Origin of the sequence: Sphingomonas sp. 67-41 (assembly GCF_001899725.1) — a bacterium.
GTDB lineage: Bacteria > Pseudomonadota > Alphaproteobacteria > Sphingomonadales > Sphingomonadaceae > Sphingomonas > Sphingomonas leidyi.
This window is the reverse complement of sequence record NZ_MKWJ01000025.1, coordinates 240,291-265,785: the sequence shown is the minus strand read 5'-3', so window position 1 is coordinate 265,785 and position 25,495 is coordinate 240,291. Positions and strand designations below refer to the sequence as shown.

Here is a 25,495-nt window from a genome sequence, read left to right as displayed (position 1 = left end):
GGAAATAGATGTCACCAATCCGGATGGATTGCCTGTCCTGATCTCGACCCGCCGGCACCGGAGCTATAGCCTCGCGCCATCTTCCATCAGCGCGAGGTTCGGCATGTCTACTTTGTCCGTGCAGGTTGCTCCCTTCAATCCCGGGGAAGTTCATGTGCGCGTCTGGACCTATGTCACGCCGGGGCCGAGCTTCGAATGGAATGGCACCGCCACTTCGGGGAGCCCGGTCAATGAGAGCTGGGCCGATCTCGAGCCGGGGCATTATGCCGTCACGATTTCCTGGAGCGAGGGCTATCAGAACGTCGCCTCGGGCATTGCCGGCAACCAGATCGTCTACAACGGCAATTATCTCTATTATCAGGTCCTCGGCAGCCCGGCGGACGGCAATGGCGTGTCCGCGGTGTTCGGGCTGGTGATCTGACCCGCCGCCACCCAGCGTATCGCGCCGCCGGGAAGGCGGATCGGTGCATGGCCGTAACTATCGGGCTATTTGCGGATACTATCGGATCGCCTCGGAACTTGTTTCTGGGGCGTTTCCATTTCCTGCGCGGGATGGCGCGGGAACATGTGGTTTATCCACAGTAAATTCCGGATTCACCGCGTCTTTACGTGCTTCGGTATACCCCGGAGTTGCAAGACCTAACCCGTCGGCATGAAGCCGTCAGGAGATGCGGGGGCTTATGCCGTTTGATTCCGTACAAGTTGCGCGATTGGGCGGGGCGTGGGGCTCGATGGGGGCGCTTATCGCCTCCGACGGCAGCGCCCACCACCCTTATCTGCAGCGCCTCGCCCGCAACGAGGAGCCGCTGCGCGACCTGTCGGACGCGATGCATCATATCTGCCTGCTCCATGGCCGCCATCCCGGCGTGATCGACCATGCGCTGGGCCATGCCCGCCTCGGCATCGAACGCGACTGGCTGGAAGTCGCCGCCGACGCCTTCGTCATCGAACGCGCCTATCTCGTCCGCATCGTCGCCTCGGCGGGCCCGATGCCCAGCACGCCGGGCCATGCCGAGACCGAGGCCGCCACCGCAGCCCAGCGCCATGCGATCGACATGCTCGCCCAATCGGATCGCGCGGGCTGCGCCACCGGCGCGGCGATCGCGCTGGCGATGGACTGGGCGGTGATCCGCGAGGCACTGGATGCCGCCGGCGAGCGCCTGGGCCTCACCCCTCCCCCCTCGCAATTGCCGCTTGCCGAGGAGACGGTGACCGTGGTCGACACATTGGTGCGCGAAGGCATGCTCGAACGGGCCATGTTGTTCGGCGCGCAGCAGCTCTTCGCCCAGCATCGCGGCCTGTGGGACCTGCTCGAGGCCCGCGCCTCGGCGCGCGACAAGCAGTAACTTCCCCACACCGATCTTGCGCGAGACGGCTTCGCCCCTCTAAGCCATGGCGATGCGCTTCGAAGGCACCCAAAGCTATGTCGCGACCGAGGACCTGAAGGTCGCGGTCAATGCCGCCGTCACGCTGCGGCGTCCCCTGCTCGTCAAGGGCGAGCCGGGCACGGGCAAGACCGTGCTCGCCTATGAGATCGCCAAGGCAGTGAATGCCCCGCTGATCGAGTGGAACGTCAAGTCGACCACCAAGGCTCAACAGGGCCTGTACGAATATGACGCGGTCGCCCGCCTGCGCGACGGCCAGCTCGGCGATCCGCGCGTCCACGAGATCGCCAACTATATCCGCAAGGGCAAGCTGTGGGAGGCGTTCACCGCGCCCAAACTGCCCGTGCTGCTGATCGACGAGATCGACAAGGCCGATATCGAGTTCCCGAACGACCTGCTCCAGGAGCTCGACCGGATGGAGTTCCACGTCTACGAGACGCAGGAAACCGTCCGCGCCGCCGAGCGCCCGATCGTGGTGATCACCTCGAACAACGAAAAGGACCTGCCGGACGCGTTCCTGCGCCGCTGCTTCTTCCACTATATCAAGTTCCCGGACCGCGAGACGATGCAGGCCATCGTCGACGTCCATTTCCCCGGCATCCAGAAGATCCTGGTCTCGAAGGCGATGGATATCTTCTACGAGATCCGCGAGGTCCCGGGCCTGAAGAAGAAGCCCAGCACCAGCGAACTGCTCGACTGGCTCAAGCTGCTCCTCCACGAGGAAATGCCGCTCGACGTGCTGCAGAACAAGGACCCGACCAAGGCAATCCCGCCGCTCCACGGCGCGCTGCTCAAGAACGAGCAGGACGTGATGCTGTTCGAGCGGCTCGCCTTCATGGCGCGGCGCCAGCAGGGCAAGGCCTGATGCCCTATACCGGAAGCTGCGCCTGTGGCGCCGTCACCGCCACGATCGGCGGCGAGCCGGTGGCGGTGCGCCAATGCTGGTGCCGCCGGTGCCAGCGCGTCGCCGCCGGCTCGGCCACCACCAATGCGATGTTCGCGACCGACGATATCGTGCTCACCGGCATACTTTCGAGCACCAGCTACGTCGCCGACAGCGGCAACACGCTCACGCAGAGCTTCTGCGGCGCCTGCGGCACGCCGGTGATGGGCCAGTCCTCGGCCCGCCCGCAATTCCGCACGCTGCGCCTGGGCCTTCTCGACGATGCCCAGGGCCTGGCGCCGACCGTCGCGATCTGGACCGACGAGGCCCCCGCCTGGGCAAGGATCGATCCGATGCTGGAAACCTTCCCGCGCCAGCCTCCGGCACCCGCGCCCAGGCCCGAATAGCCGAGCCAATCAAGGTCCTCCGCAAGCTGTTCGGCGGGGCCTGACGGAAGACTATCCGCATCGCGCTCCATTCGGCGCCGATCATAGTTAACCCTTCCTAAACCACTCCGGGTTACGGACCGCTTGGGGGGGACCTTGTATGGGTCCCGAGTATGTGTCCGCGTATCGCGTTTCCCGTGCTGCTCGCCGCCGCGCTGTCCGCTGCGGTGCCTGCCGGTGCGCAATCCCTTCTCGACTATGTCGGCGAATGCGTGCCCTTCGCGCGTGCCGCTTCCGGCATCCAGATCTATGGCGACGCCTGGACCTGGTGGGGCCAGGCCGAGGGCCGCTACCAGCGCGGCCGCGTGCCCAGGGTGGGCGCCGTCCTGGCCTTTTCGAAGAGCGCGCGCCTGCCGCTCGGCCATGTCGCGGTGGTGAGCCGGATCGTCGAGAAGCGCGTGCTGATGATCACCCATGCCAACTGGTCCCGCTTCGAGGGCGAACGCGGCCATGCCGAGCAGGACGTGACGCTGTTCGACGTGTCGGAGCGCGGCGATTGGAGCATGGTCAAGGTCTGGTACCGCGATCGGGGCGGCCTGGGCAGTTCGATCTACCCGGCGCACGGCTTCATCTATGGCACGCCCGACCGCGATGCGCCCGCCACGGTGCGCAAGGCCCGCCCCTCGGCCGAGCTGACCGCCAGGCAGCCGGATTATGTCGGCTCGCTGATCGACGCCTATGCATCGCGTTGAGCTTGCCGGAAGCTGAGCGGCGAGGCATCTAGCAGAGCATGACCGGGGGGGATCTGCGCGCGAATCGGCGCTGGTGGTGGGCGATCTGCGCGATCGCGGTTGCGGGCCTGGCGCTGCGCTTCGTCTGTTCGCTGGGCGACCTGTGGTTCGACGAGGCCTGGTCCGCGTCGCAGGCGCGCGATGCGCTGACGCCGATCGGCGTCTTCATCGGAATCAATCACGACAACAACCACCATCTCAACTCGCTCTGGATGCAGATGGTGGGCTTCGGCGCCTGGCCGCCGCTCGTCCGCCTGCTCTCGATCCTGAGCAGCAGCGCGGCGATCCTCGTGGCCGCCAGGATCGCCGAGCCGCGCGGACGGATCACCATGGTGGCGACCGCCCTGCTCTTCGCCTTCTCGCCGATGCTGGTGACGATGGGATCGGAAGCGCGCGGCTATGCCGGCATGTCGCTGGCGATGCTGATCGCGATCCTGTTCATCGATCGCTGGCTGGCGGGCGACCTTGGCTATCGCCGCCCGACCACGTTCGCGCTCTGCTTCTTCCTCGGCGCCTTGTCGCAACTCACCATGATCTTCGCGGCCGTCGCCCTGGTCGGCTGGCCCTCCTTCGTGCTGTGGAAGCGCAACGGCTTCCGAGCGGCGGCGCTCGAGATCTTCCGGACCTTCTGGCTGCCGGTGCTGGTGCTGGCGGGCGTGCTCGGCTTCGTGCTCGCCGCTGGTCACTTCGCCGGCACCGGCTTCCGTTTCGGGCGCTACGATCCGTTCGACTTCATGATGTACCTGAACGGCACCACCACCGCGATCGGCTATACGATCGGCCTGCCCTGGAAGGACATCTGGCCGATCGTGCTGGTGCTGGTGCTGCTCGTCCTGGCGCCGCGCTGGGGCGCATCGCGCATGGCGCTGTACCGGCTGGCGATCTTCGCCTTCCCTTTCCTGCTCGCCGTACTGCACGCCGGCAATGTCGGCCATGCCCGTTACTATATGCCTGCCCTGCTGCCGCTGCTGCTGATGCTGGGCGAGATGATCGGCTTCGGACTGGAGAAGGGCGACTGGCGGCGGATCGCGGCAGGGATCGGCCTGGCCGCGATGCTCGGCGGAAGCCTGTGGTGCGATTATGTGCTGGCCGTGGACCAGCGCGGCGATCCGGGCGGCCCGGTGCGCGAGATGATGGCGCGCGCGCCCGAAGGCACGACGATGCTGCTCGATCGCGACACCGGCCAGGCGGCCACCGACGTCGCCGCCGCGCGCCGGAAGTACAAGCTCAAGGTGATATTGGGCCGCTGCGATCCCCAGGCGCGCTTCCTGCTGGTCGACCGGTTCCTGGGCGAGGCGTTCCCGGCGGACGCCGATCGCTGCGGCGGCCATTTCGCGCTGATCGCCCAGCATCGCATGCGCAGCCTTTCGGGCACAAACTGGAACCTGTACGAGCGGCGGAGCCAACCCTAAGGAAAGCGGATGTTCCTTTCCTTCCTCGACGAGCTGCGTGCCGCGGGCATACCGGCCAGCCTGAAGGAGCATCTCGTGCTTCTGGAAGCGCTCGACCGCGACGTGATCGAGCGTACGCCCGAGGCCTTCTACTATCTCGCCCGCGCCACCTTCGTGAAGGACGAGGGGCTGCTCGACCGGTTCGACCAGGTCTTCGCCAAGGTCTTCAAGGGCATCGCCGCCAGCTATGGCGTCGCCCCCGCCGCGATCCCCGAGGAATGGTTGCGCGCGATCGCCGAGAAGTTCCTGTCCCCCGAGGAAATGGCGAAGATCCAGTCGCTCGGCTCCTGGGAGGAGATCATGGAGACGCTGAAGCAGCGGCTCGAGGAGCAGCAGGGCCGGCACGAGGGCGGCAACAAGTGGATCGGCACCGGCGGCACATCCCCGTACGGCAATGGCGGCTACAATCCCGAAGGCGTGCGCATCGGCGGCGAAAGCAAGCACAAGCGCGCGCTCAAGGTGTGGGAGGGCCGCGAGTTCCGCAATCTCGACAGCACCCGCGAACTGGGCACCCGCAACATCAAGGTGGCGCTGCGCCGCCTGCGGCGCTTCGCCCGCGAGGGGGCGGCCGACGAGCTCGACATCGACGCGACGATCGAAGGCACCGCGAAACAGGGCTGGCTCGACGTGCACATGCGCCCCGAGCGGCACAATGCCGTGAAGCTGCTGCTCTTCCTCGACGTCGGCGGATCGATGGATCCGTTCATCAAGCTGTGCGAGGAGCTGTTCTCCGCCGCCACCAGCGAGTTCAAGAACCTGGAGTTCTTCTATTTCCACAATTGCCTGTACGAAGGCGTGTGGAAGGACAATCGCCGCCGCTTCCAGGAGCGCACGCCCACCTGGGACATCCTCCACAAATATGGGCACGACTATAAGCTGGTCTTTGTCGGCGATGCCTCGATGAGCGCGTACGAGATCACCCATCCGGGCGGCTCGGTCGAGCATTTCAACGAGGAGGCGGGCGCCGTCTGGATGCAGCGGGCGCTGAACGCCTATCCCGCCGCGATATGGCTCAATCCGATCCCGCGCGAGCAATGGGGCTATACCCAGTCGGTGAAGATCCTGCGCGAGCTGCTGGGCGACCGCATGTACCCCCTCACCCTGGCCGGCCTCGACGAGGCGATGCGCGAGCTCAGCCGCAAGCGCTGAGCGCCCGGGTCATTCCCTTTCCGTGCGCGGCTTCGAATCCTTCACGATCTGGCGCGAAATGGTGCTCATCTGAGTCACCGACGTACCGTTCGGGCGCACCTTGTAGAGCCCGGCGAGGAAACCGCGGTCGATGCCCGTCATCGCAGGCGGCGGCGCGCCCTGGGGATCGAACAGCGTGAGGATCGTGTTCGCCTCCACCCCTTCGCGGGGCGGGCGGGCCCCGGCCAGCGTGCGCATCGCGACATAGTCCGAGATCTGGGTCAGCGTCTTGCCGAGCAGGGCATCGGCATCGAGGACCATGATCGACTGGAGCACCGCCTGCTGGGTCTGGAGGTCGACGAGCGAGGCGCCATAGACCCGCAGCGTCGGCGGGCCGTCCGACTCGGTCTGGCGGGGCGCCTGGCCGTTCTCGTTGCGCACCTGCACCGCGCTCCACACATGCACCGGCCCCTCGCGCATCGCCCGGCTCATTTCCTTGGCGCTCACGCCCAGGAACAGGCCGCTGAACTTCTGGCGGAGCTTCCTGACCACGGCATCGGCATTGTCGGCGACCATTATCACCAGGTTGGGCTGGCACCTGCCCTCCGCTCCGGTTCTGATCCCGGCCTGCCGGGCATCGTCGCGAATGCGATCCTCGACCAACATGGCATATTGCCGCGGCAGGCCGAGCACGAACGGGCAGACCGGGTCGACGAAGCGCGCGAGCTGCCCCTCGGTGCTGGTCACCACCTGGCGGACGAACTTGCGGGCTTCGCGCGGCGGAACGCCCTTCTGCCCGCGAACCACGATGCTGGGATCGTCGGCGGGCTTGTCCTGCGCCTGCGCCGTGCCGGGGGCAGCGATCGCCAGGGCGAAACCGATCAGGGCCATGCGCACGCTAACTCACTCCCACCTCGCTCCCGTCAAATCGGGCGTGCCATCGATATAGCATCCCTCTGCCCCGCCGGTGAAGCCCGCTAGCGCGGCCGACCCGTCACCATCGTGCGCGAGATCCGATAGGCCTGGTCCCCGCCCTGCGCATAGGGATCCCGCAGCCGATAGAGCCCCGAGAGCAGGCCCAGGTCCATATCGGTGATCTCCGCCGGCGGCGGCGCCACCGCGGGGTCGAACAGCGACAGGATCGAAGCGGCTGCGATCGATCCCTTGTCGGGCGGCCGCGCGCCCACCAGCGTGCGCATCACGGCGTAATCGGCGATCTGGCGTACCGATTTGCCTTGGGCGGCCCGCTTGTCCATCACGATCACCGAATTGATCGTGACTGCCTGGGTCTCGCTCTCGAAGATGGTCGGGAAATCGGGATCCTCGTCCCCGGTGGCGACATTGCCCATGTCGTCCCGCGTCACGACCAGGCGCCAGGCATGGATCGGCCCCGCCTTGAACGCATCGCGCAGCGCGCCCTCGTCCAGATCGGCGAAGGCGGCATTGCGGCGCTTGCGCATCGTTTCGATCAACGCGTCGGCATTGTCGGCGAACACGATCATCAGGTTCGGCCGGCATTTCCCCCTGGCGAGGCGAACCGAGCTGGCCCCGGCGACGATGCGGAAACGCTCGTCGATCGGCGCCCGGAAGCGCTCGGGCAGGCCGAGGACGAGCGGGCAGACCGGATCGACGAAGCGCGCGAGCTGGCCGCTGTCGCTCTCGAGGACCTGGCGGAGATAGCGCCGGGCCTTCCCGATCGGCTCGGGGCCCTTGCCGGTTACGACGATGCCGCCGTCCTGCGCCGGTTTGGCATCCTGTGCCGGAGCCAGGGGCGCGCCGGCCATGGAAAGCAGCAGAAGCGAGGCCAGGCAAAACGGCATGCGCATAGAGTCGATCCTTCCCAGGCCTCTCCGTGTCGAATGCGCCGGCTGAACCGATCTCTCGCGGTATGGGCGTATCGCGCGCGGCCGGGCCTGTCCATCCGGCAGCTTCGGGGCCCGATGCTAACGGGGTTTCTTCGCCGTTCCGGTTTCCCGGGCGTCCCGCACGATCCGATCGGCGATCGTGCCGGCCTGGCTGCCGAGCGGGGCATTGGCCTGCATCTGATAGATGCCCGTAAGGAAGCTGCGATCGACCTGAGTCAGCCCCTCTGGGACGACGGCATCCCCGTCGAACAGGGTCAGGATCGTATCGAGCCGTCCGCCCTCCTTGGGAGGGCGCGCGCCGGCAAGCACGCGCATGGCGACATAGTCGGCGATCTGTCCCACCGACTTCTCGTCGATCGCATTGACGTCGATGACCACCACCGCGGCATAGGTGGCCTGCTGCGTCGACAGCGAGATGCGCGAACCGGGGTCTATGCCGCGGAAGCTGCGCAGGCCATCCGGGCCTTGCGCCCCGGGCCTGCCGCTCTGGTCGAGCTCCTCGGACACCCGCCAGGCGCGCACCGGCCCCTCGTCAAGGGCGGTGCGCTTGTCGTCATAGGCGAGGTCGCGGAAGAAGCCGTGATATTTCTCGCGCAGCTGGGCAATGATGGCGCCCGCATCCGCCGCGACGATCACGAAGACGTTCGGATAGCATTTCTCGTCCCGATCGACCTGGGCACCGACCTCTGCGGAGACCTCGCGGAACCGCTTGACGATCGCCTTGGCATAGGGCGGCGTCAGCCCCAGCACCACCGGGCATACCGGATCGTTGAAGCGCGAGAGCTGATCCTTGGTGGTAGTGACGATCCGCTCGACGAAGCGCCGTGCCTCCTTCCGGGGCCCCTGCTTGCGGCCTTCGACAAGGATGCCGCCATCCTGGCCGCCTTCGGGCACCTGCTGTCCCTGCGCGACGCCGCCGGAAATCGTGGCGAGAACGAAGGCGAGACCGATGGCCAGCTTGCGCATGCGTTTCCCCAGCATCAAACCAAAAGCGTTGCGGGGCCGCGTGACGCGAACTCAGGGCGCAGCCGCGCCGTGGAATTCAGAGTCGGTCGACCGCCCGATGGAGACGCCGGAGTATCGCGCCGTCATGCGCCTGTCCATTGGCCGCTTCGGCGGCGAGCGCCATCAGCCGGACCGCGCCGAAACTGGCCGAAAGGCCCTTGAGGCGCAGCGCCGCCGCCGCCCAGCCATCGGGACTCTCGGCGGTCTTCATGGTCTCGAGGCACCTCTGCACCCCGTCGTGAAAGGCTTCGCGCAGCTCGGCGATCAGCGCGGGCTCGTCGCCCACCGCCGCCGCCAGCGTCGCATCGATTGCACCCGGATCGTACGCCATGATCCGTCCCTAGCCGGATACCGTTAATAGCGCGTTTCCATGCCGCTGTTGGTACGACGCCGAAATGTGGTAAATGCGCGTCATGATTGGGGGAAAACCTGCCGAACCGCTGCCCGCGAACGAAGACGCGGAGGAGCTGGTCCTGTCCGAAACCGTGGCGCCCGCACGGATCGCGCCGGCGCTCGCCGCCGATGACGTGATCGAGGAAGAGGAGGAGGCGCCCCGCCGGGCCGGCTGGATTCTGCCCGCTCTCGCGATTCTCGCGGTGCTGGGCTGGTTCGGCGCGATGGGCTGGCTGCTGCGCGGCACCTTCGCCGCGCCGATGGCGCCCGCCGGGCTCGTCCAGCTGATCGCCGCGCTGTGCGTTCCTCCCGCCCTGGTCGGCATCCTCTGCCTCCTTGCCCTGCGCACGAGCCGCGCCGAGGCCCAGCGCTTCGGCGCCAGCGCACGCGCAATGCGCGCGGAGGCTGCCAGCCTCGAGCGCGTCGTCGCCACGCTCTCGCGCAAGATCGAGGAGAATCGCGCGGCGCTTGCCGAGCAGACCAACATTCTGATCGCCATGGGCGAACGCGCCTCCGAGAAGCTTGAAAGCGCCGCCGGCAGCGCCGCGCAGCATGCCCGCTCGATCGACGCCAGCACGCGCCATCTCGGCGAATCGGCCGCCGATGCCGAGCATCGCGTCGCCGTGGTCCTCGCGTCGCTGCCCAAGGCGCATGAGGAGATGCGCGGCCTGTCCGACCGAGTCGATGCCGCCGGCCTGCTCGCCGGCGAGCGGGCAGCCGCCCTCGACACCCAGCTCTCCGCGCTCGCCGAACGCGGGCGGGAAGCCGACCAGATCGCCGGCGGCGCGGCCGACCGGCTCGCCGCGCACATCGCCCGGATGGAAGCGACCAGCCAGACCGCCAGCGCGCGGCTCGAAAGGGTCACCGGCGAGATGTCGACCCAGGTCGATGCCGTGCTCGATCGCGCCGCCAATGCCGTCGACGAGGCGCGCAAGGGCATCGCCACCCAGGGCGAGGCCATCCTCGCCATGCTGTCCGCCAACCAGGCCGCACTCGACCGCGCGGGCCGTGACAGCGCCGAGGCGATGGGCGCGCGCATGGCCGCGATCGAGGAAGCGATCGGCCGCATCGGCAACCGTCTCGCCGAGGAGCAGGGTCGCGGCGACATGCTGTTCGAAGGGCTGGCCTCCGGCGTCGATCGGCTCGATCGCGCCATGGAAGGCCTGCATGCCGCGGGCACCGAGCGAACGGGGAACCTGGCCGCATCGATGAGCGCGCTGCATGGCTCGGTCTCGGCGATGACGGTGGCGCTCGACACCGGCGACCAGACCGCGCGCAGAGTGATCGGCACGTCCGAGGACTTGTTGACCGCGCTCGACGCCTCGGCCCGCGAGATCGACGAGACCCTGCCTGAAGCGCTCGCCCGGCTCGATGCCCGGATCAACGCGAGCCGCCAGGTGGTCGCCGCTTCCAAGCCCGAGCTGCTGGCCCTGGTCACCGCCGCCGAGAGCACGCACGATGCGATCGAAGCCATTGCCGATGTCGTCGGCCAGCAGCGCGACACGCTCGCCAAGACCCAGGCTTCCCTGCTCGAGACCCTGGCCACGGGGGGCGAGCAGGCCGAACAGCTGGGCGCGATGGTCGACGAGACCATCGCCACCACGCGCCGTTTCGCCGAGAGCGCGGCGCCGCAACTGGTCGAGGCGCTGGTGAGCGTCCGCGAGACTTCCAGCGCCGCCGCCAGCCATGCCCGCGAGACGCTGTCGGGCATCGTGCCTCATGCCGAGCGGGCGATCGAGGAAGCCGCGGGCGATGCGCTGCGCCGCGCGATCGACGCCTCGATCCGCCGCCAGCTCGCCGATCTGGCCGAGACGACCGAGGCGGCCGTGGTCGCGGCCACGCGCGCCTCCGAGCGGCTCACCCAGCAGATGGTGGCCCTGGCCGATACCACTGCCCAGGTCGAGGCGCGGATCGCCGAGGGCCGCAAGGAGCGCGAGGATTCGGACAGCGACAACTTCGCGCGTCGCGTCTCGCTGCTCATCGAAGCGCTCAACTCGGCTTCGATCGACATCACCAAGGCCTTCTCGGCCGATGTGACCGACAGCGCCTGGTCAGCCTATCTGAAGGGCGATCGCGGCGTCTTCACGCGCCGCGCGGTGCGCCTGCTCGACCCCTCCGAAACGCGCGACATCCACCGGCTCTACGAGGAAGACGAGGATTTCCGCGACAACGTCAATCGCTACATCCATGATTTCGAAGCAATGCTCCGGCAGATCCTGGCGCTGCGCGACGGATCGCCGATGGGCGTGACCCTGCTCTCGTCGGACATGGGCAAGCTCTATGTCGCGCTGGCCCAGGCGATCGAGCGGCTGCGGACCTGATCCGCGGTGCGGCACCCCGGATTGGGGATTCCGGCAAGTCTGCGAGACCAGCGTTCGTCATCCCTGCCTGCATGGGCCTGCCTGCATGGGCCTGCCTGCATGGGGATGACGGGGTTTGCCGATCGGGCGTGCCCCTAGGCCCCGTTCCCCGGCTGTAGATGGGCCCACCAATCGAGCATATCGGTGGTGACCCAACCGTTGCGGTAGTTCAGGTAGAAGATCGCGAAGAGGATCGTCGCCACGATCGTCGTGCGGAATGCGATGCGCTTGGCCCTGAACTCGTGCGGGGCGCTCGGCGCCTGGCCGGGCACCAGCGCCACGCCGGCCTCCTCGCTCGTCTTCACCCCGAACGGCAGGACGAGGAACACCGAGAAGGCCCAGAAGAGGAAATAGATGGCGAGCGCGGATTTCCAGGGCATGGGATGGTGATAGGGCGCAGCCGGGCAGAACGGAAGCGCCATCCGCATGCCCGCTCCCCGGCGAAGGCCGGGCCCAGCCGCAATGTCCTTCGACAGGCGCACCCGCCTCACCCGCCAGCCCGATACCGGGATCCGGCCCCTACCGGGGAACAGATACGGTGTTGGCGGCCGGGCCTATTGCTCGATGATCAGCACATCGACGACGGGCTTCTTCCCCGTGAAGCGCACCGCGGCACGGCGCACGCCCAGGCGCAGCGACTCGCGCAGCTTCTCGATATCGCCCTTGCCGTCCTTCTTCACCGCCTCGCGCGCGGCATCCACCGCTTCGTCGATGAAATCCTCGCGGTCCTCCTCCACCGGGATGCCCTGGAGGCGGATCTGGGGCTCGCCGGAGAGCTTGCCGTTGCGGATCGCCACCGCGACGCTGATCTGGCCATAGAGCGCGATGCGGCGGCGCTCGTTGATCGTGGTGCCGTCCGCCGGCAGGATGATATCGCCGTCGAGCACGAGCCGGCCCACCGGCGCCTCGCCGATCTTCTCGGGGCCGTCCGGCGCCAGGCGGACGATGTCGCCATTCACCTGGCGGATCGCCTTGGGCACGCCCTGCTCGAGCGCGAACCGGGCTTGCTCGTACATGTGGCGAACTTCGCCGTGCACCGGCACGACGATCTCGGGCCGGATCCACTTGTACATCTCGGCGAGTTCGGGGCGGCCCGGGTGGCCGGAGACGTGGATGAAGGCCTGGCGATCGGTGATCAGTTCGACACCCTTGGCAGCGAGCGTGTTCATGATCCGCCCGATCGCGATCTCGTTGCCTGGGATCTGGCGCGAGGAGAACACCACCGTGTCGCCTTCGTGCACCTTGAGGACATGGCTGCCCTCGGCGATGCGGTTGAGCGCGGCGCGCGGCTCGCCCTGCCCGCCGGTGGCGACGATCAGCACCTTGTTCGCCGGCAGGTCCATCGCGGTCTCGAAATCGACCGTATCAGGGAAGTCGCGCAGATAGCCGGTCTGCTTGGCGACGCGCAGGATGCGGTCGAGCGAGCGCCCGGCGACGCACAGCTCGCGCCCGGTGTCGCGGGCGACTTCGCCCAGGGTCTGCAGGCGAGCGGCATTGGAAGCGAAAGTGGTGACCAGCACCCGGCCCTTGGCGGCGCCAATGACCTGATCGAGTCCTTCGCGGACGGCGCCTTCCGAGCCCGAGGCCTCGGGATTGAAGACGTTGGTGCTGTCGCAGACCAGCGCGAGCACGCCCTTGTCGCCGATCGCAGTCAATTCCGCCGCAGTCGAGGCGCCGCCCAGAGCCGGCGCGTCGTCCAGCTTCCAGTCGCCGGTGTGGAAGACGCGGCCATAGGGCGTCTCGATGAGGACGGCATTGCCCTCGGGGATCGAATGGGCGAGCGGCGTATAGGTGATGCGGAACGGCCCGAGGTTGAACGGCCCCTCCTCGTCGACGATGTTGAGCTCGACCTTCTCCTCGATGCCCTCTTCCTCCAGCTTGCCGCGGATCAGGCCCGCGGTGAACGGCGTGGCATAGAGCGGCACGCCCAGATCGGCGGCGAGATAGGGCAGCGCACCGATATGATCCTCATGCCCATGGGTAAGGACGATGCCGAGCAGATCCTCTATACGCTCCTCGATGAACTGCAGGTCCGGCAGAATCACGTCGATGCCCGGATAATCGGGGCTGCCGAAGGTGATGCCGCAATCGACCATCAGCCATTTGCCCTGGCAGCCATAGAGATTGACGTTCATGCCGATCTCGCCGGAGCCGCCCAGCGCGAGGAAGAGAAGTTCGTTTTCTGGAGTCACGTTAGTCCTATGCTCTGTTCGTCGCCCGGGCGGAAGCCGGTATCTCGGGCGGCGGAGGCGCTGCCGGCGGTGCGAGACCCCGGCCCGTGCCGGGGCGGCGGCTATCTACTGGCGCGTTCCCACAGCATCGCCAGCCCCTGGATGGTGAGATCCGCCTCGAGCGCATCGAACACATCGGTGTGTTTCTCGAACAGGACCGCAAGGCCGCCGGTGGCGATCACTTTCACGGGGCGGCCGATCTCGGCCTTCATCCGCGCGACCAGCCCTTCGATCATCGCGACATAGCCCCAATAGATGCCGATATGCATCTGGTCCACCGTGTTGCGGCCGATCACGCTGGCGCTCTGCGGCGCGGTGATCGCGATGCGCGGCAGCTTGGCCGCCGCGGTGACCAGCGCATCCAGCGACAGGTTGATGCCCGGCGCGATGATCCCGCCCTTATAGGCGCCGCGATAATCGACCAGCTCGAACGTGGTGGCCGTGCCGAAATCGATGATGATCAGGTCGCCGGGGTGCCGGGCATGGCCGGCGATCATGTTGAGCGCGCGGTCCGCGCCCAGGCCCTGGGGCTCCTCCACGTCGAGCGGGAATCCCCATTCGGCCTTGCCCTGCCCCGCGATCACCGCGTCGGTCTTGAAATATTTGCTGCTCAGCACCTGGAGGTTGTGCAGCGCGCGGGGCACCACCGTGCCGATGATCACGCCGGTCACGTCGGAGCGTTCATAGCCCTCCAGGCCGAGCAACTGGCTGAGCCACACCGCATATTCGTCCGCCGTGCGCCGCGGATCGGTGGCGATCCGCCAGCGGGCACGAACCTCGCCGCCTTCGAGCAGGGCGAAGACGACATTGGTGTTGCCGGCATCGATCGCGAGCAGCATGGCAGGGCCTCTCAGAGCAGGAACACGTCCGCGGCATGGATGACATGGCTGGTGCCGTCGGCCAAGCGCAGGATGAGCGCCCCTTCGCCGTCCAGCCCGCCGAACAGTCCGTCCAGGCTGGTGCCGTCGGCAAGACGGGCAGTCAGCGCGGTGCCGAGCGGATGGGCGCGGGCAAGCCAGCGCTCGCGGACCGGGGCGATCCCCTCGCGCCAGCGCGATACCCAGCGGGCGAAGCTCTCGGCCAGCGTCTCCGCGAAAAGCTGCGGGTCGGGCGCCGGGCCATGGGCGGCGAAGCTGGTCGTCGCGCGGTCCAGATCCTCCGGATGATGCGCAAGGTTCACGCCGAAGCCGAGGATCACCGCATCCCCCACCCGCTCGAGCAGGATGCCGGAGAGCTTGGCGCCGTCGACCAGCAGGTCGTTAGGCCATTTGAGCATCGGCACGAGCCCGAACACGCGCGCCGTCTCGTCCAGGGCGACGGCGGCGACCAGCGCCAGCGTGGCGGGCGAAGGCTCGCCCGGCCGGGTGCGCACCAACGTCGAGACATAGAGATTGCCGGGCGGCGACCGCCAGGCACGGCCCTGGCGGCCCTTGCCCGCGCTCTGCCGCTCGGCCCGCAGCCACAGGCCCTCGCTCGCCCCGTTCCAGGCGAGCTCGGCCATGTCGGCATTGGTCGATCCCGTCTCGGCGACGGTCCGGACAATCCCGGTCAGAACAGCGCCTTTGCGGCCGCGCCGGTCCAGACCTCGAGATAGCCGAGCAGCGGCCAGCCCAGCGGCGAGATCACCACTGCGGCAACCGCCAGCAGCGCGCCTTCGACCGGATCGGTGCGGCCGCCAAAGGCCGGCGCCGGCTCATCGAAATACATCACCTTGACGATGCGGAGATAATAATAGGCGCCGATCGTCGAGGCGGCAGCGGCCACCGCAGCGAAGACATAGAGGCCCGCATGCACTGCCGCCAGGAACACCTGCAGCTTCGAAAAGAAGCCGAGCAGCGGCGGGATGCCGGCAAGGCTGAACATGAAGATCGCCAGCGCCACGGCCAGCCCAGGCCGCGTGCGCGACATGCCGGCCAGGCTCGAGATCGTCTCGACCGGACGACCCTCATGGTCGCGCATCTGCAGCACCACTAGGAAGCTGCCCAGCGTCATCACCACATAGATCGCGACATAATAGAGCACGCTCGAAACGCCCGCCTCGCCGCCGGCGGCAAGGCCGACCAGCGCGAAGCCGACATTCGCGATCGACGAATAGGCGAGCAGCCGCTTGATGTTCTCCTGGCGGATCGCCGCGATCGAGCCGAAGAGGATCGAGGCCAGCGAAGCGAAGATCACGATCTGGCGCCAGTCGGCGATCGCCGGGCCCATCGCATCGATCGCCACGCGCGTGGCGAGTGCGATCGCCGCGACCTTGGGCGCCGAGGCGAAGAAGGCCGTCACCGGGGTCGGCGCGCCTTCATAGACGTCCGGCGTCCACATGTGGAACGGCACGGCCGACATCTTGAAGGCAAGGCCCGAGAAGACGAACACCAGGCCGAACAGCAGCCCGATCTTCTGGTCGCCCGACGCATAGGCATCGGCGATCCCCGAGAACAACGTCGTGCCCGAGAAGCCATAGACCAGCGAGATGCCGTAGAGCAGGATGCCCGAAGCCAGCGCGCCGAGGACGAAATATTTCAGGCCCGCTTCCGCCGAACGCGTGTCGCGGCGCATGAAGCTCGCCAGGATATAGGCCGAGAGGCTCTGCAGCTCGAGGCCGACATAGAGGCTCATCAGGTCGCCCGCCGAGACCATCATGCCCATGCCCACCGCGGAGAGCAGGATCAGCACCGGATATTCCGGGCGCAGATCGTCGCCCGAAGTCTGCTGGAAGAAGCGCGGCGCGATCAGGATCGAGACGCCGGCGGCCAGGAAGATCAGCGCCTTGGCGAAGGCGGCGAACATGTCCGGACGATAGAGGCCGCCAAAGGCCTCGCCCCCGGCCGAAGCCGGGCCGGCCAGCGCGATGCCCGCGCCGACCAGCACCGCGATCGCGGTCCAGCTGACCAGCTTGGTCGACTGGGCGCCGCCCCATGCGGCAACGAGCAGGAGGAGGACGGCGCCGATAGCGAGCACCAGCTCGGGCAGCGCCATCATCAGTTGCAACGAATAGTTCATTAGTGCGCCTCCCCGTGCGCGGAGGCTTCTGCCGGAGCGCCCTTGGGCGCGTGCGCAGCAGGGGCAGCGGCGTGTTCGCCATGTTCAGCGGCGGCAGGCGCGGGCTTGCCGACGGTCGGCGCCGAGTCTCCGGCGGGCGCGGCGCGCTCGAGACGCGCGACCAGCTTCTGCACGTCGCCGCGCATCGGCTTCATGAAGCTCTCCGGATAGACGCCCATCCAGAGCGTCACCGCGGCCAGCGCGCCGAGCATGACGAACTCGCGCAGGTCGAGGTCCGGCATCGCCTTCACATCGTCCTTGGTCAGGTCGCCGAATGCCACCCGGCGGTACAGGTACAGCATGTACGCCGCACCCAGGATGATGCCGGTGGTGCCCAGCAGCGCATAGAGCGTCGAGACCTGGTAGAGGCCGGCAAGGCTCAGGAACTCGCCGATGAAGTTGCTGGTGCCCGGCAGGCCGACCGAGGCCATGGTGAACAGCAGGAACAGCACGGCATAGCGCGGCATGTTGATCGCAAGGCCGCCATAGCGGTCGATCTCGCGGGTGTGCAGCCGGTCATAGATCACGCCGACGCAGAGGAACAGCGCGCCCGAGACCACGCCGTGACCGAGCATCACCATCATCGCGCCCTCGACGCCCTGCGCGTTGAACGCGAACAGGCCGAAGGTGACGATCGCCATGTGCGCGACCGACGAATAGGCGATCAGCTTCTTCATGTCGCTCTGCACCAGCGCCACCAGCGACGTGTAGATCACCGCGACGGCCGACAGGGCGAAGACCAGCCAGATGAACTGGGCCGAAGCCTCCGGGAACATCGGCAGCGAGAAGCGCAGGAAGCCATAGCCGCCAAGCTTCAGCAGCACGCCCGCCAGGATCACCGAACCGGCGGTCGGCGCCTGCACGTGCGCGTCGGGGAGCCAGGTGTGGACCGGCCACATCGGCATCTTCACTGCGAACGAGGCGAAGAAGGCCAGCCATAGCCATGTCTGCACATGCGGCGGGAAATCATGCGCCATCAGCGCCGGGATCGACGTCGTGCCCGTGGTCAGGATCATGTAGAGGATCGCGATCAGCATCAGCAGCGAGCCGAGCAGCGTGTACAGGAAGAACTTGTACGACGCGTAGATGCGATTGGCGCCGCCCCAGATGCCGATGATCAGGAACATCGGGATCAGGCCGCCTTCGAAGAAGACGTAGAACAGCATCAGGTCCTGCGCCGCGAAAGTGCCGATCATCAGCACTTCGGTGGCGAGGAAGGCCGCCATATATTCGGGCACGCGCTTCTCGATCGAGCGCCAGCTCGCCCCGATGCAAATCGGCATCAGGAAGACCGAGAGGACGATCAGCAGCAGCGCGAAGCCGTCGATGCCCAGCGCCCAGGCGAACTCGGCGCCGCCGATGCCGAACAGGCGGACATGCTCGACGAACTGCCACTGCGCAGCGCCGTCGCCGGTCTGGAAATTGGCCCAGAGCAGGATGCCGAGCGCGAGGTCGACAAAGGTGGCGGCAAGCGCCAGCCAGCGGGCCGATTGCGCGTTGACGAACAGGCAGGCGACCGCGGCGAACGCGGGCACCGCCAGCATGACGGTGAGGATCGGGAAGCCGCTCATCGCGCGATCACCCAGGTCAGCGCGGCAGTGAGGCCGATCAGCATGATGAAGGCATAGGCGTAGACATATCCGGATTGCAGCCGGGCAGCGCCGAAGCTGCCGAGCTGGACGACCTTGGCGGCACCGTTCGGGCCGAACCGGTCGATCGTGGCTTCGTCACCCTTCTTCCAGAACAGGCGGCCGATCGCGAAGGCGGGGCGCACGAACAGGAAGTTGTAGAGCTCGTCGAAATACCATTTGTTGAGCGAGAAGAGGTACAGCGGGCGGAACGCCTCGGCGAATTTCGCCGGGAAGCTCGGCGACACGATGTACGCGCCATAGGCGATGGCCAGGCCGCTCAGCATCGCGAAGGTCGCGCTGAGCTTCACCCATACCGGCACCTCGTGCATCGCGTGCATCAGATGCTCGTTGAAGGCGATGGCACCGCGCCAATAGCTTTCGCCCGCGCTCGGCTCGATGAACGCGCCGTGGAAGACGAAGCCGGCGAAGATCGCGCCCAGCGTCAGCAGCACCAGCGGCACCAGCATCACCCAGGGGCTCTCGTGCGGGTGATAGCCCGCCGTGCCCTCGGGATGGTGGCCGTGCAGGATCTCGTCCGCGGTCGGCGCATGGTCGCTCGCTTCGGCTTCGCTGTCGTGATGATCGTCATGGCCATGGCCGTGATGATCGTGGACCGCGTGCTGGATATGCTCCGAACCCGCCCAGCGCGGCTTGCCGTAGAAGGTCAGGAACACCAGGCGCCAGCTGTAGAAGCTGGTGAGCAGCGCGACGAACACGCCGACCCAGAAGGCGCTGGTCTGCCCCGCGGCATAGCTCGCCTCGATGATCGCGTCCTTCGAGTGGAAGCCGGCGAAGCCGAACGCGGTGTTGCCGAAGATGCCGGGGATGCCGACGCCGGTGATGGCGAGCGTGCCGAACAGCATCGTCCAGAAGGTGACCGGGATATGCTTTCTGAGGCCGCCATAGAAGCGCATGTCCTGCTCATGGTGCATCGCGTGGATCACCGAGCCGGCACCCAGGAACAGCAGTGCCTTGAAGAAGGCGTGCGTGAACAGGTGGAACATCGCCGCGCCGTACGCGCCGACGCCGGCGGCGAAGAACATGTAGCCGAGCTGCGAGCAGGTCGAATAGGCGATGACGCGCTTGATGTCGGTCTGCGTCGTGCCGACGGTGGCGGCGAAGAAGCAGGTCGCGGCGCCGACAAAGGTCACCACGCCCAGCGCGACCGCGCTCTGCTCGAACATCGGCGACATGCGGCAGACCATGAATACGCCGGCGGTCACCATGGTCGCGGCGTGGATCAGCGCCGACACCGGGGTCGGGCCTTCCATCGCGTCCGGAAGCCAGGTGTGCAGGCCGAGCTGCGCCGACTTGCCCATCGCGCCGACGAACAGCAGCAGGCAGAGCACGGTCATCGTGTCGAAGCGGTGACCCAGGAAGCCGATGGTCGAGCCGTGCATGTTCGGCGCGGCGGCGAGGATCGTCGGGATGTCGATCGTGCCGAACACCAGGAAGGTGCCGAAGATGCCGAGCATGAAGCCGAGATCGCCCACGCGATTGACCACGAAGGCCTTGATCGCGGCGGCGTTCGCGCTCGGCTTGCGGAACCAGAAGCCGATCAGGAGGTAGGATGCCAGGCCCACGCCTTCCCAGCCGAAGAACATCTGGACCAGGTTGTTGGCCGTCACGAGCATCAGCATCGCGAAGGTGAAGAGCGACAGGTAGGCGAAGAAGCGCGGCTGATCCGGCTCCTCCGACATATAGCCCCAGCTATAGAGGTGGACGAGCGCCGAGACGCTGGTCACCACCACGAGCATCACCGCGGTCAGGCTGTCGACGCGCAGCGCCCAGTCGACCTGCATCGAACCGCTCAGCATCCAGGTGAACACCGGCGAGATCGTCGGCTCGGCACTGCCGCCGAGATACTGAAGGAAGATCGGCCAGGAGAGCGCGCAGGCAATGAACAGCGACCCCGTGGTGATCACCTTGGGGAACGTGCTGCCGAAGGACTTGTTGGCAAGCCCGGCCACGACTGCCGCGAGCAGCGGCAGGAATACGATGAAATGGATCGCCGACATCAGCCCTTCATCCGATTGACGTCTTCGACCGAGATCGTGCCGCGGCCGCGGAAGTAGATAACGAGAATGGCGAGACCGATCGCGGCCTCACCGGCAGCGACGGTGAGCACGAACATCGCGAAGACCTGGCCCACCAGGTCTCCCAGGGCGTTCGAGAACGCCACGAGGTTGAGGTTCACGGACAGCAGGATCAGCTCGATCGCCATCAGGATGACGATGAGGTTCTTGCGGTTCATGAAGATGCCGAGCACGCCCAGCGTGAACAGGATCGCGCTGACGACGAGATAGTGCGTAAGGGTGATCACAGCTCGACCCCCTGCCCCACGGGATGGTTCACGTTGCGGGTCGCGTCCTTGGCGCGGCGTTGGACCTGGCGGCTGATCTTCTGCGGCTTGACGTCGGTGCGCGGACGCAGCGTCAGCACGATCGCGCCGATCATCGCGACGAGCAGCACCAGGCCGGCGCCTTCGAACACGAACAGGTAGCGGGAATAGAGAAGCTGGCCGATCGCCTCGATGTTGGGCACCTTGGCATCGACCGGCGCGACGCGGCGGCCGAGCTGGAGCGCACCGGCGCTATAGGCGCCCACCGCGATCAGGATCTCCGCGACCAGCGCGACGGCAAGCGCCACGCCCACCGCGGCATAGCGCATCACCCCGGCGCGCAGCTCCGCAAAGTCGATGTTGAGCATCATGACCACGAAGAGGAACAGCACGGCGACCGCGCCGACATAGACGATGACGAGCAGCATCGCGATGAACTCGGCATTGGCGAGCACCATCAGGCCGGCGGCGTTGAAGAACGCCAGGATGAGCCACAGGACGGAATGGACCGGGTTGCGCGACAGGATCGTCATGGCGCCGGAGGCGCACACAACGAATGCGAACAGGTAAAAGGCGAGAAGCTGGATCACGGAATCGGATGGCCCCTGTAGATTGGCGTGCGCTTAACGGTACGGTGCATCGGCGGCAAGGTTCGCGGCGATCGCGCGCTCCCAGCGGTCGCCATTCTCGAGCAGCTTCTCCTTCTGGTAGATCAGCTCCTCGCGGCTCTCGGTGGCGAACTCGAAGTTCGGGCCCTCGACGATCGCATCGACCGGGCAGGCTTCCTGGCACAGGCCGCAATAGATGCACTTGGTCATGTCGATGTCGTAGCGCGTGGTGCGGCGGCTGCCGTCCTCGCGCGGCTCGGCCTCGATCGTGATCGCCAGCGCCGGGCACACCGCCTCGCACAGCTTGCACGCGATGCAGCGCTCTTCGCCATTGGGATAGCGGCGCAGCGCATGCTCGCCGCGGAAGCGGGGCGAGATCGGGTTCTTCTCGTACGGATAGTTGATCGTCGCCTTGGGCTTGAAGAAATACTTCAAGGTCAGGGCGTGCGCCTTCACGAACTCCCAGAGAGTCCAGGTGCGGATGAAATGGGCGACGTTCATCATTTGGTATCCAAATGTTTGGCGTAGCAAATCGCTAGACCGTAAAGGCTGTTCAATTCGCCCTGCCACTCGTTGGGCGGCCGGGATTCCAGCCTGAATTCTATCCGGGTGACGGTCGTGGATCGAGATAAGGGAGATGTCTCGAAATTGAGCCATTGCTTTCCAGTGGCCACACCGCCCTCGAAGGAGGAATAGTCCGCATAGATGCGCAGCGGGATAGCCGCATCTCCCAACGGCAACCTTCGGTCTTTCGACCGAAATCGGATCGCACGGGCCGCATGATCGAAATCGGCTGTCAAGGCGACCGTCGCGCCATCGCGAAGCAAGACCTTGCAATCGAGATTCGACACGCCGCTCGTCATCGGCATCGCGGGTACCGCGAGGGGAGAATCCTGCGGTTTCTCCTGCATCAGAAGCGCGGCGAGCATCAGCATCTCAGAGTCCCACTCGCATCAGCATCAGATACCCGGAGACCAGGAACACGAAGAGAAGCGACAGCGGCAGGAAGATCTTCCAGCCCAGGCGCATCAGCTGGTCGTAGCGATACCTGGGCACCGTGGCCTTCACCCAGCTGAAGCAGAAGAAGAAGAAGCACATCTTGGCGAGCAGCCAGATGATGCCCGGCACGTAATAGAGCACCGGAATGTCCAGCGGCGGCAGGTAGCCGCCCCAGAACAGCGTCGCATTGAGCGCGCACATCAGGATGACGTTGGCATATTCGCCCAGCCAGTAGAGCGCGAAGGCCATCGACGAATATTCGGTCTGATAGCCCGCGACGAGCTCGCTCTCGGCCTCGGTCAGGTCGAACGGCGCGCGCTGCGTCTCGGCCAGCGACGAGATGAAGAACACCACCGCCATCGGGAACAGCAGCGGATTGGCGAAATAGCCGTTGACCCAGCCGAAGATCGCCGCCCCCTTCTGCGCCTCGACGATGCCGCCGACATTGAAGGTGCCGGCCCAGAGCACGACCGAGATCAGCACGAAGCCGATCGAGACTTCATAGCTCACCATCTGCGCCGCGGCGCGGATCGCCGAGTAGAACGGGTATTTCGAGTTCGAGGCCCAGCCCGCCAGGATGATGCCATAGACGCCGAGCGACGAGGCCGCGAGCACGTAGAGCAGGCCGACATTGATGTTCGACAGCGCCACGCCCGCCTGGAACGGCACCACCGCCCACACGATCAGCGCCACCGTGAAGGTGATGATCGGCGCGAGCAGGAACAAAGTCTTGTTGGCGCCCGACGGGATGATGGTTTCCTGCAGGAAGACCTTCAGGCCGTCGGCGAACGACTGGAGCAGGCCGAGCGGGCCGACCACGTTCGGGCCACGGCGCAGCGCCATCGCCGCCCAGATCTTGCGGTCGACATAGATGATCATCGCCACGGCGAGCATCAGCGGCAGCGCGATGACCAGGATGCCGACGATCGTCGCCACGAACCACGCCCATTCGAAGGGCAGGCCGAGCCATTGGAAAAACGGAGTCATTCTGCGGCCTCTGCGAAGTCTTCGCCGTGGATCAGCTCGGCCGAGCAGCGCTGCATCGTCGGCGACGCACGGCAGATGGCGTTGGTGAGGTAGAAATCGGCGATCGGATAGCCGAGTTCGCCCTTGGCCTTGGCGGCCAGCTTGGGCGGCGCGAAATCATAGCCGGCCAGGCCTTCGCGGCCCAGCGCCGGCACGTCGCCCGCCATCTCGGCGCGCAGTTGCTCGAAATTGTCGAACGGCAGCGTGTGGCCGAGGCGATCGGACAGCGCGCGCAGGATCGTCCAGTCCTCGCGGGCGTCGCCCGGAGCGAACACCGCCCGGTCGGCGCGCTGCACCCGGCCTTCCAGGTTCACATAGGTGCCCGGCTTCTCGGCATAGGTGGCGCCGGGCAGGATCACGTCCGCATGATGCGCGCCATTGTCGCCATGATGGCCGATATAGACCTTGAAGCTGTCCTTGAACGCGTCGAAATCGACTTCGTCGGCGCCGAGGAAGAAAGTGAGCTTCGGCGCAGCGGCGACGATGTCGGCAATGCCGCCCCTCTGCGCATAGCCGAGCATCAGCCCGCCCATGCGCGCGGCAGCGGTGTGGACGACGTTGAAGCCGTTCCAGGCGCCTTCGGTTTCGGTGGCGGGCCGCTGGAAAGCCTGGGCCATCGCCAGCGTGGCGCCCTGCCCTTCCTTGAGCGCGCCCGGGCCGACGATCAGCACCGGCTTCTTCGCCGCGTCGATCGCCTCTGCCGCACGATCCGGCAGCTTGCCCAGGATCGACAGGTCGTTGCCCAGCCACTCGACCTTGTAGGTCAGGTCGGTCTCCGGCCCGATCGCGAAGACCTTGGCGCCCCTCTTGATCGCCTTGCGCACGCGGGTGTTGATCAGCGGTGCCTCGAAGCGGAGGTTCGAGCCGACCAGCAGGATCGCGTCCGCGTCCTCGACGCCGGCGATCGTCGTGTTGAACGCCACCGAGCCGAGGTTCGACACGTCATAGGCGAGGCCGGTCTGGCGGCCTTCGAGCAGATCCGAGCCCAGCGCCTTCACCAGCGCCTTGGCGGCATACATCGTCTCGCAATCGACCAGGTCGCCGGCGATCGCGGCGACGCTCGCGCCGGCCTTGCTGGCGGCAGCGGCAATCGCGTCGAACGCTTCGTCCCAGCTCGCTTCGACCAGCTTGCCGTCCTTGCGGACATAGGGCTTGTCGAGGCGGCGGCGGACCAGCGCGTCGACATGATAGCGGGTCTTGTCGTGCGCCCACTCCTCGTTCACGTCCTCGTTGATGCGCGGAAGCACGCGCATCACCTGGCGGCCGCGACTGTCGAGCCGGATATTGGTGCCGACCGCGTCCATCACATCGATCGACAGGTTCTTCTTGAGCTCCCACGAACGATATTCGAAGGCGACGGGCTTGTGGGTCAGCGCGCCCACCGGACAAAGGTCGACGGCGTTGCCCGAAAGCTCGCTCTTGAAGGCCTTTTCCAGATAGGTGGTGATCTGCATGTTCTCGCCGCGATAGATCGCGCCGATATCCTCCACGCCGGCCACTTCCTCGCCGAAGCGGACGCAGCGGGTGCACTGGATGCAGCGGGTCATGATCGTCTTGATGATCGGACCCATATACTTCTCGGTCACCGCGCGCTTGTTCTCGGTGTAGCGCGAGTGGCCGCGGCCATAGGCGACGGACTGGTCCTGCAGGTCGCACTCGCCGCCCTGATCGCAGATCGGGCAATCGAGCGGGTGGTTGATCAGCAGGAACTCCATCACGCCCTCGCGCGCGGCCTTCACCATCGGCGAATCCGTGCGGATCTCCTGGTTGTCGGCGGCGGGCAGCGCGCACGAAGCCTGGGGCTTGGGCGGCCCGGGCTTCACTTCGACCAGGCACATGCGGCAATTGCCGGCGATCGACAGCCGCTCATGATAGCAGAAGCGCGGGATCTCCTTGCCCGCGGCCTCGCAGGCCTGGAGCACGGTGGCGCCCGCGGGCACCTCCACTTCGATTCCGTCGACGGTTAGCTTCGGCAT

General features: G+C 66.7%; 25 protein-coding genes. 8 read left to right on the top strand and 17 right to left on the bottom strand.

The window, feature by feature from the left end:
* Positions 1–154: 154 nt before the first annotated feature.
* The 7 genes from BGP17_RS19490 (at position 155) to BGP17_RS19460 (ending at position 6,045) form a co-directional block, all read left to right on the top strand.
* Positions 155–421: a hypothetical protein gene (locus BGP17_RS19490; RefSeq protein ID WP_286713262.1), complete on the top strand. Its 267-nt coding sequence runs from the start codon at positions 155–157 to the stop codon at positions 419–421.
* A 310-nt stretch (positions 422–731) separates the two neighbouring features.
* Positions 732–1,346 carry a DUF6975 family protein gene (locus tag BGP17_RS19485; protein WP_243857146.1) on the top strand — a complete coding sequence of 205 codons (615 nt, stop codon included), beginning with the start codon at positions 732–734 and terminating at the stop codon, positions 1,344–1,346.
* 52 nt (positions 1,347–1,398) lie between these two features.
* Complete coding sequence (locus BGP17_RS19480) at positions 1,399–2,250, top strand: AAA family ATPase (RefSeq protein ID WP_167298890.1); 852 nt, start codon at positions 1,399–1,401, stop codon at positions 2,248–2,250.
* On the top strand, positions 2,250–2,675 hold the full coding sequence (locus tag BGP17_RS19475) for a GFA family protein (RefSeq protein WP_286713260.1): 426 nt from the start codon (positions 2,250–2,252) through the stop codon (positions 2,673–2,675). The genes BGP17_RS19480 and BGP17_RS19475 overlap by 1 nt, the downstream gene beginning before the upstream one ends.
* A 152-nt stretch (positions 2,676–2,827) precedes the next feature.
* A complete protein-coding gene (locus tag BGP17_RS19470; RefSeq protein ID WP_167298888.1) occupies positions 2,828–3,406 on the top strand; it encodes a CHAP domain-containing protein in 579 nt (192 codons plus the stop codon).
* 38 nt (positions 3,407–3,444) lie between these two features.
* On the top strand, positions 3,445–4,857 hold the full coding sequence (locus BGP17_RS19465) for a glycosyltransferase family protein (protein WP_286713259.1): 1,413 nt from the start codon (positions 3,445–3,447) through the stop codon (positions 4,855–4,857).
* A 9-nt stretch (positions 4,858–4,866) separates the two neighbouring features.
* The gene (locus BGP17_RS19460) at positions 4,867–6,045 is read left to right on the top strand and encodes a vWA domain-containing protein (protein WP_286713257.1); all 1,179 of its coding nucleotides are present in this window, start codon (positions 4,867–4,869) and stop codon (positions 6,043–6,045) included.
* 9 nt (positions 6,046–6,054) lie between these two features.
* On the opposite strand, the gene BGP17_RS19455 is transcribed toward BGP17_RS19460, so the two are convergent.
* The 4 genes from BGP17_RS19455 to BGP17_RS19440 form a co-directional block, all read right to left on the bottom strand.
* Positions 6,055–6,915 carry a hypothetical protein gene (locus tag BGP17_RS19455; protein WP_286713256.1) on the bottom strand — a complete coding sequence of 287 codons (861 nt, stop codon included), beginning with the start codon at positions 6,913–6,915 and terminating at the stop codon, positions 6,055–6,057.
* Positions 6,916–7,001: 86 nt separating this feature from the next.
* A complete protein-coding gene (locus BGP17_RS19450) occupies positions 7,002–7,850 on the bottom strand; it encodes a hypothetical protein (protein ID WP_286713254.1) in 849 nt (282 codons plus the stop codon).
* A gap of 117 nt (positions 7,851–7,967) precedes the next feature.
* Complete coding sequence (locus tag BGP17_RS19445) at positions 7,968–8,855, bottom strand: hypothetical protein (RefSeq protein ID WP_286713252.1); 888 nt, start codon at positions 8,853–8,855, stop codon at positions 7,968–7,970.
* A 76-nt stretch (positions 8,856–8,931) separates the two neighbouring features.
* A complete protein-coding gene (locus tag BGP17_RS19440; protein ID WP_286713250.1) occupies positions 8,932–9,225 on the bottom strand; it encodes an Hpt domain-containing protein in 294 nt (97 codons plus the stop codon).
* A gap of 73 nt (positions 9,226–9,298) precedes the next feature.
* Here BGP17_RS19440 and BGP17_RS19435 point away from each other — a divergent pair, with 73 nt between their 5' ends.
* Positions 9,299–11,608 (top strand): coiled-coil domain-containing protein, encoded by a 2,310-nt coding sequence (locus BGP17_RS19435; protein ID WP_286713248.1) that lies wholly within the window; start codon positions 9,299–9,301, stop codon positions 11,606–11,608.
* Positions 11,609–11,742: 134 nt separating this feature from the next.
* Here BGP17_RS19435 and BGP17_RS19430 read toward each other — a convergent pair whose 3' ends face one another.
* The 13 genes from BGP17_RS19430 to nuoG form a co-directional block, all read right to left on the bottom strand.
* On the bottom strand, positions 11,743–12,027 hold the full coding sequence (locus BGP17_RS19430) for a DUF1467 family protein (protein ID WP_167299419.1): 285 nt from the start codon (positions 12,025–12,027) through the stop codon (positions 11,743–11,745).
* A 174-nt stretch (positions 12,028–12,201) separates the two neighbouring features.
* Positions 12,202–13,839, bottom strand: a complete 1,638-nt coding sequence (locus BGP17_RS19425) for a ribonuclease J (RefSeq protein WP_286713246.1) — start codon at positions 13,837–13,839, stop codon at positions 12,202–12,204.
* A 101-nt stretch (positions 13,840–13,940) separates the two neighbouring features.
* Entirely contained in the window at positions 13,941–14,717 is a 777-nt protein-coding gene (locus BGP17_RS19420) for a type III pantothenate kinase (protein WP_167298879.1), read from the bottom strand.
* Positions 14,718–14,728: 11 nt separating this feature from the next.
* Entirely contained in the window at positions 14,729–15,379 is a 651-nt protein-coding gene (locus BGP17_RS19415; RefSeq protein WP_380926230.1) for a biotin--[acetyl-CoA-carboxylase] ligase, read from the bottom strand.
* 47 nt (positions 15,380–15,426) lie between these two features.
* Positions 15,427–16,875 carry an NADH-quinone oxidoreductase subunit NuoN gene (nuoN, locus tag BGP17_RS19410; RefSeq protein ID WP_286713244.1) on the bottom strand — a complete coding sequence of 483 codons (1,449 nt, stop codon included), beginning with the start codon at positions 16,873–16,875 and terminating at the stop codon, positions 15,427–15,429.
* Complete coding sequence (locus BGP17_RS19405; protein ID WP_167298877.1) at positions 16,875–18,485, bottom strand: NADH-quinone oxidoreductase subunit M; 1,611 nt, start codon at positions 18,483–18,485, stop codon at positions 16,875–16,877. Before BGP17_RS19405 ends, nuoN begins: the two co-directional genes overlap by 1 nt.
* Entirely contained in the window at positions 18,482–20,563 is a 2,082-nt protein-coding gene (gene nuoL / locus BGP17_RS19400) for an NADH-quinone oxidoreductase subunit L (RefSeq protein WP_286713243.1), read from the bottom strand. The genes BGP17_RS19405 and nuoL overlap by 4 nt, the downstream gene beginning before the upstream one ends.
* Positions 20,563–20,868: an NADH-quinone oxidoreductase subunit NuoK gene (nuoK, locus tag BGP17_RS19395; RefSeq protein ID WP_086129652.1), complete on the bottom strand. Its 306-nt coding sequence runs from the start codon at positions 20,866–20,868 to the stop codon at positions 20,563–20,565. The genes nuoL and nuoK overlap by 1 nt, the downstream gene beginning before the upstream one ends.
* On the bottom strand, positions 20,865–21,476 hold the full coding sequence (locus tag BGP17_RS19390; protein WP_137861011.1) for an NADH-quinone oxidoreductase subunit J: 612 nt from the start codon (positions 21,474–21,476) through the stop codon (positions 20,865–20,867). Before BGP17_RS19390 ends, nuoK begins: the two co-directional genes overlap by 4 nt.
* Positions 21,477–21,509: 33 nt before the next feature.
* On the bottom strand, positions 21,510–21,995 hold the full coding sequence (nuoI, locus tag BGP17_RS19385; RefSeq protein ID WP_086129650.1) for an NADH-quinone oxidoreductase subunit NuoI: 486 nt from the start codon (positions 21,993–21,995) through the stop codon (positions 21,510–21,512).
* Entirely contained in the window at positions 21,995–22,429 is a 435-nt protein-coding gene (locus BGP17_RS19380; RefSeq protein WP_286713241.1) for a hypothetical protein, read from the bottom strand. Before BGP17_RS19380 ends, nuoI begins: the two co-directional genes overlap by 1 nt.
* A 1-nt stretch (position 22,430) precedes the next feature.
* The gene (gene nuoH / locus BGP17_RS19375) at positions 22,431–23,480 is read right to left on the bottom strand and encodes an NADH-quinone oxidoreductase subunit NuoH (RefSeq protein ID WP_286713239.1); all 1,050 of its coding nucleotides are present in this window, start codon (positions 23,478–23,480) and stop codon (positions 22,431–22,433) included.
* The gene (nuoG, locus tag BGP17_RS19370) at positions 23,477–25,495 is read right to left on the bottom strand and encodes an NADH-quinone oxidoreductase subunit NuoG (RefSeq protein ID WP_167298871.1); all 2,019 of its coding nucleotides are present in this window, start codon (positions 25,493–25,495) and stop codon (positions 23,477–23,479) included. The genes nuoH and nuoG overlap by 4 nt, the downstream gene beginning before the upstream one ends.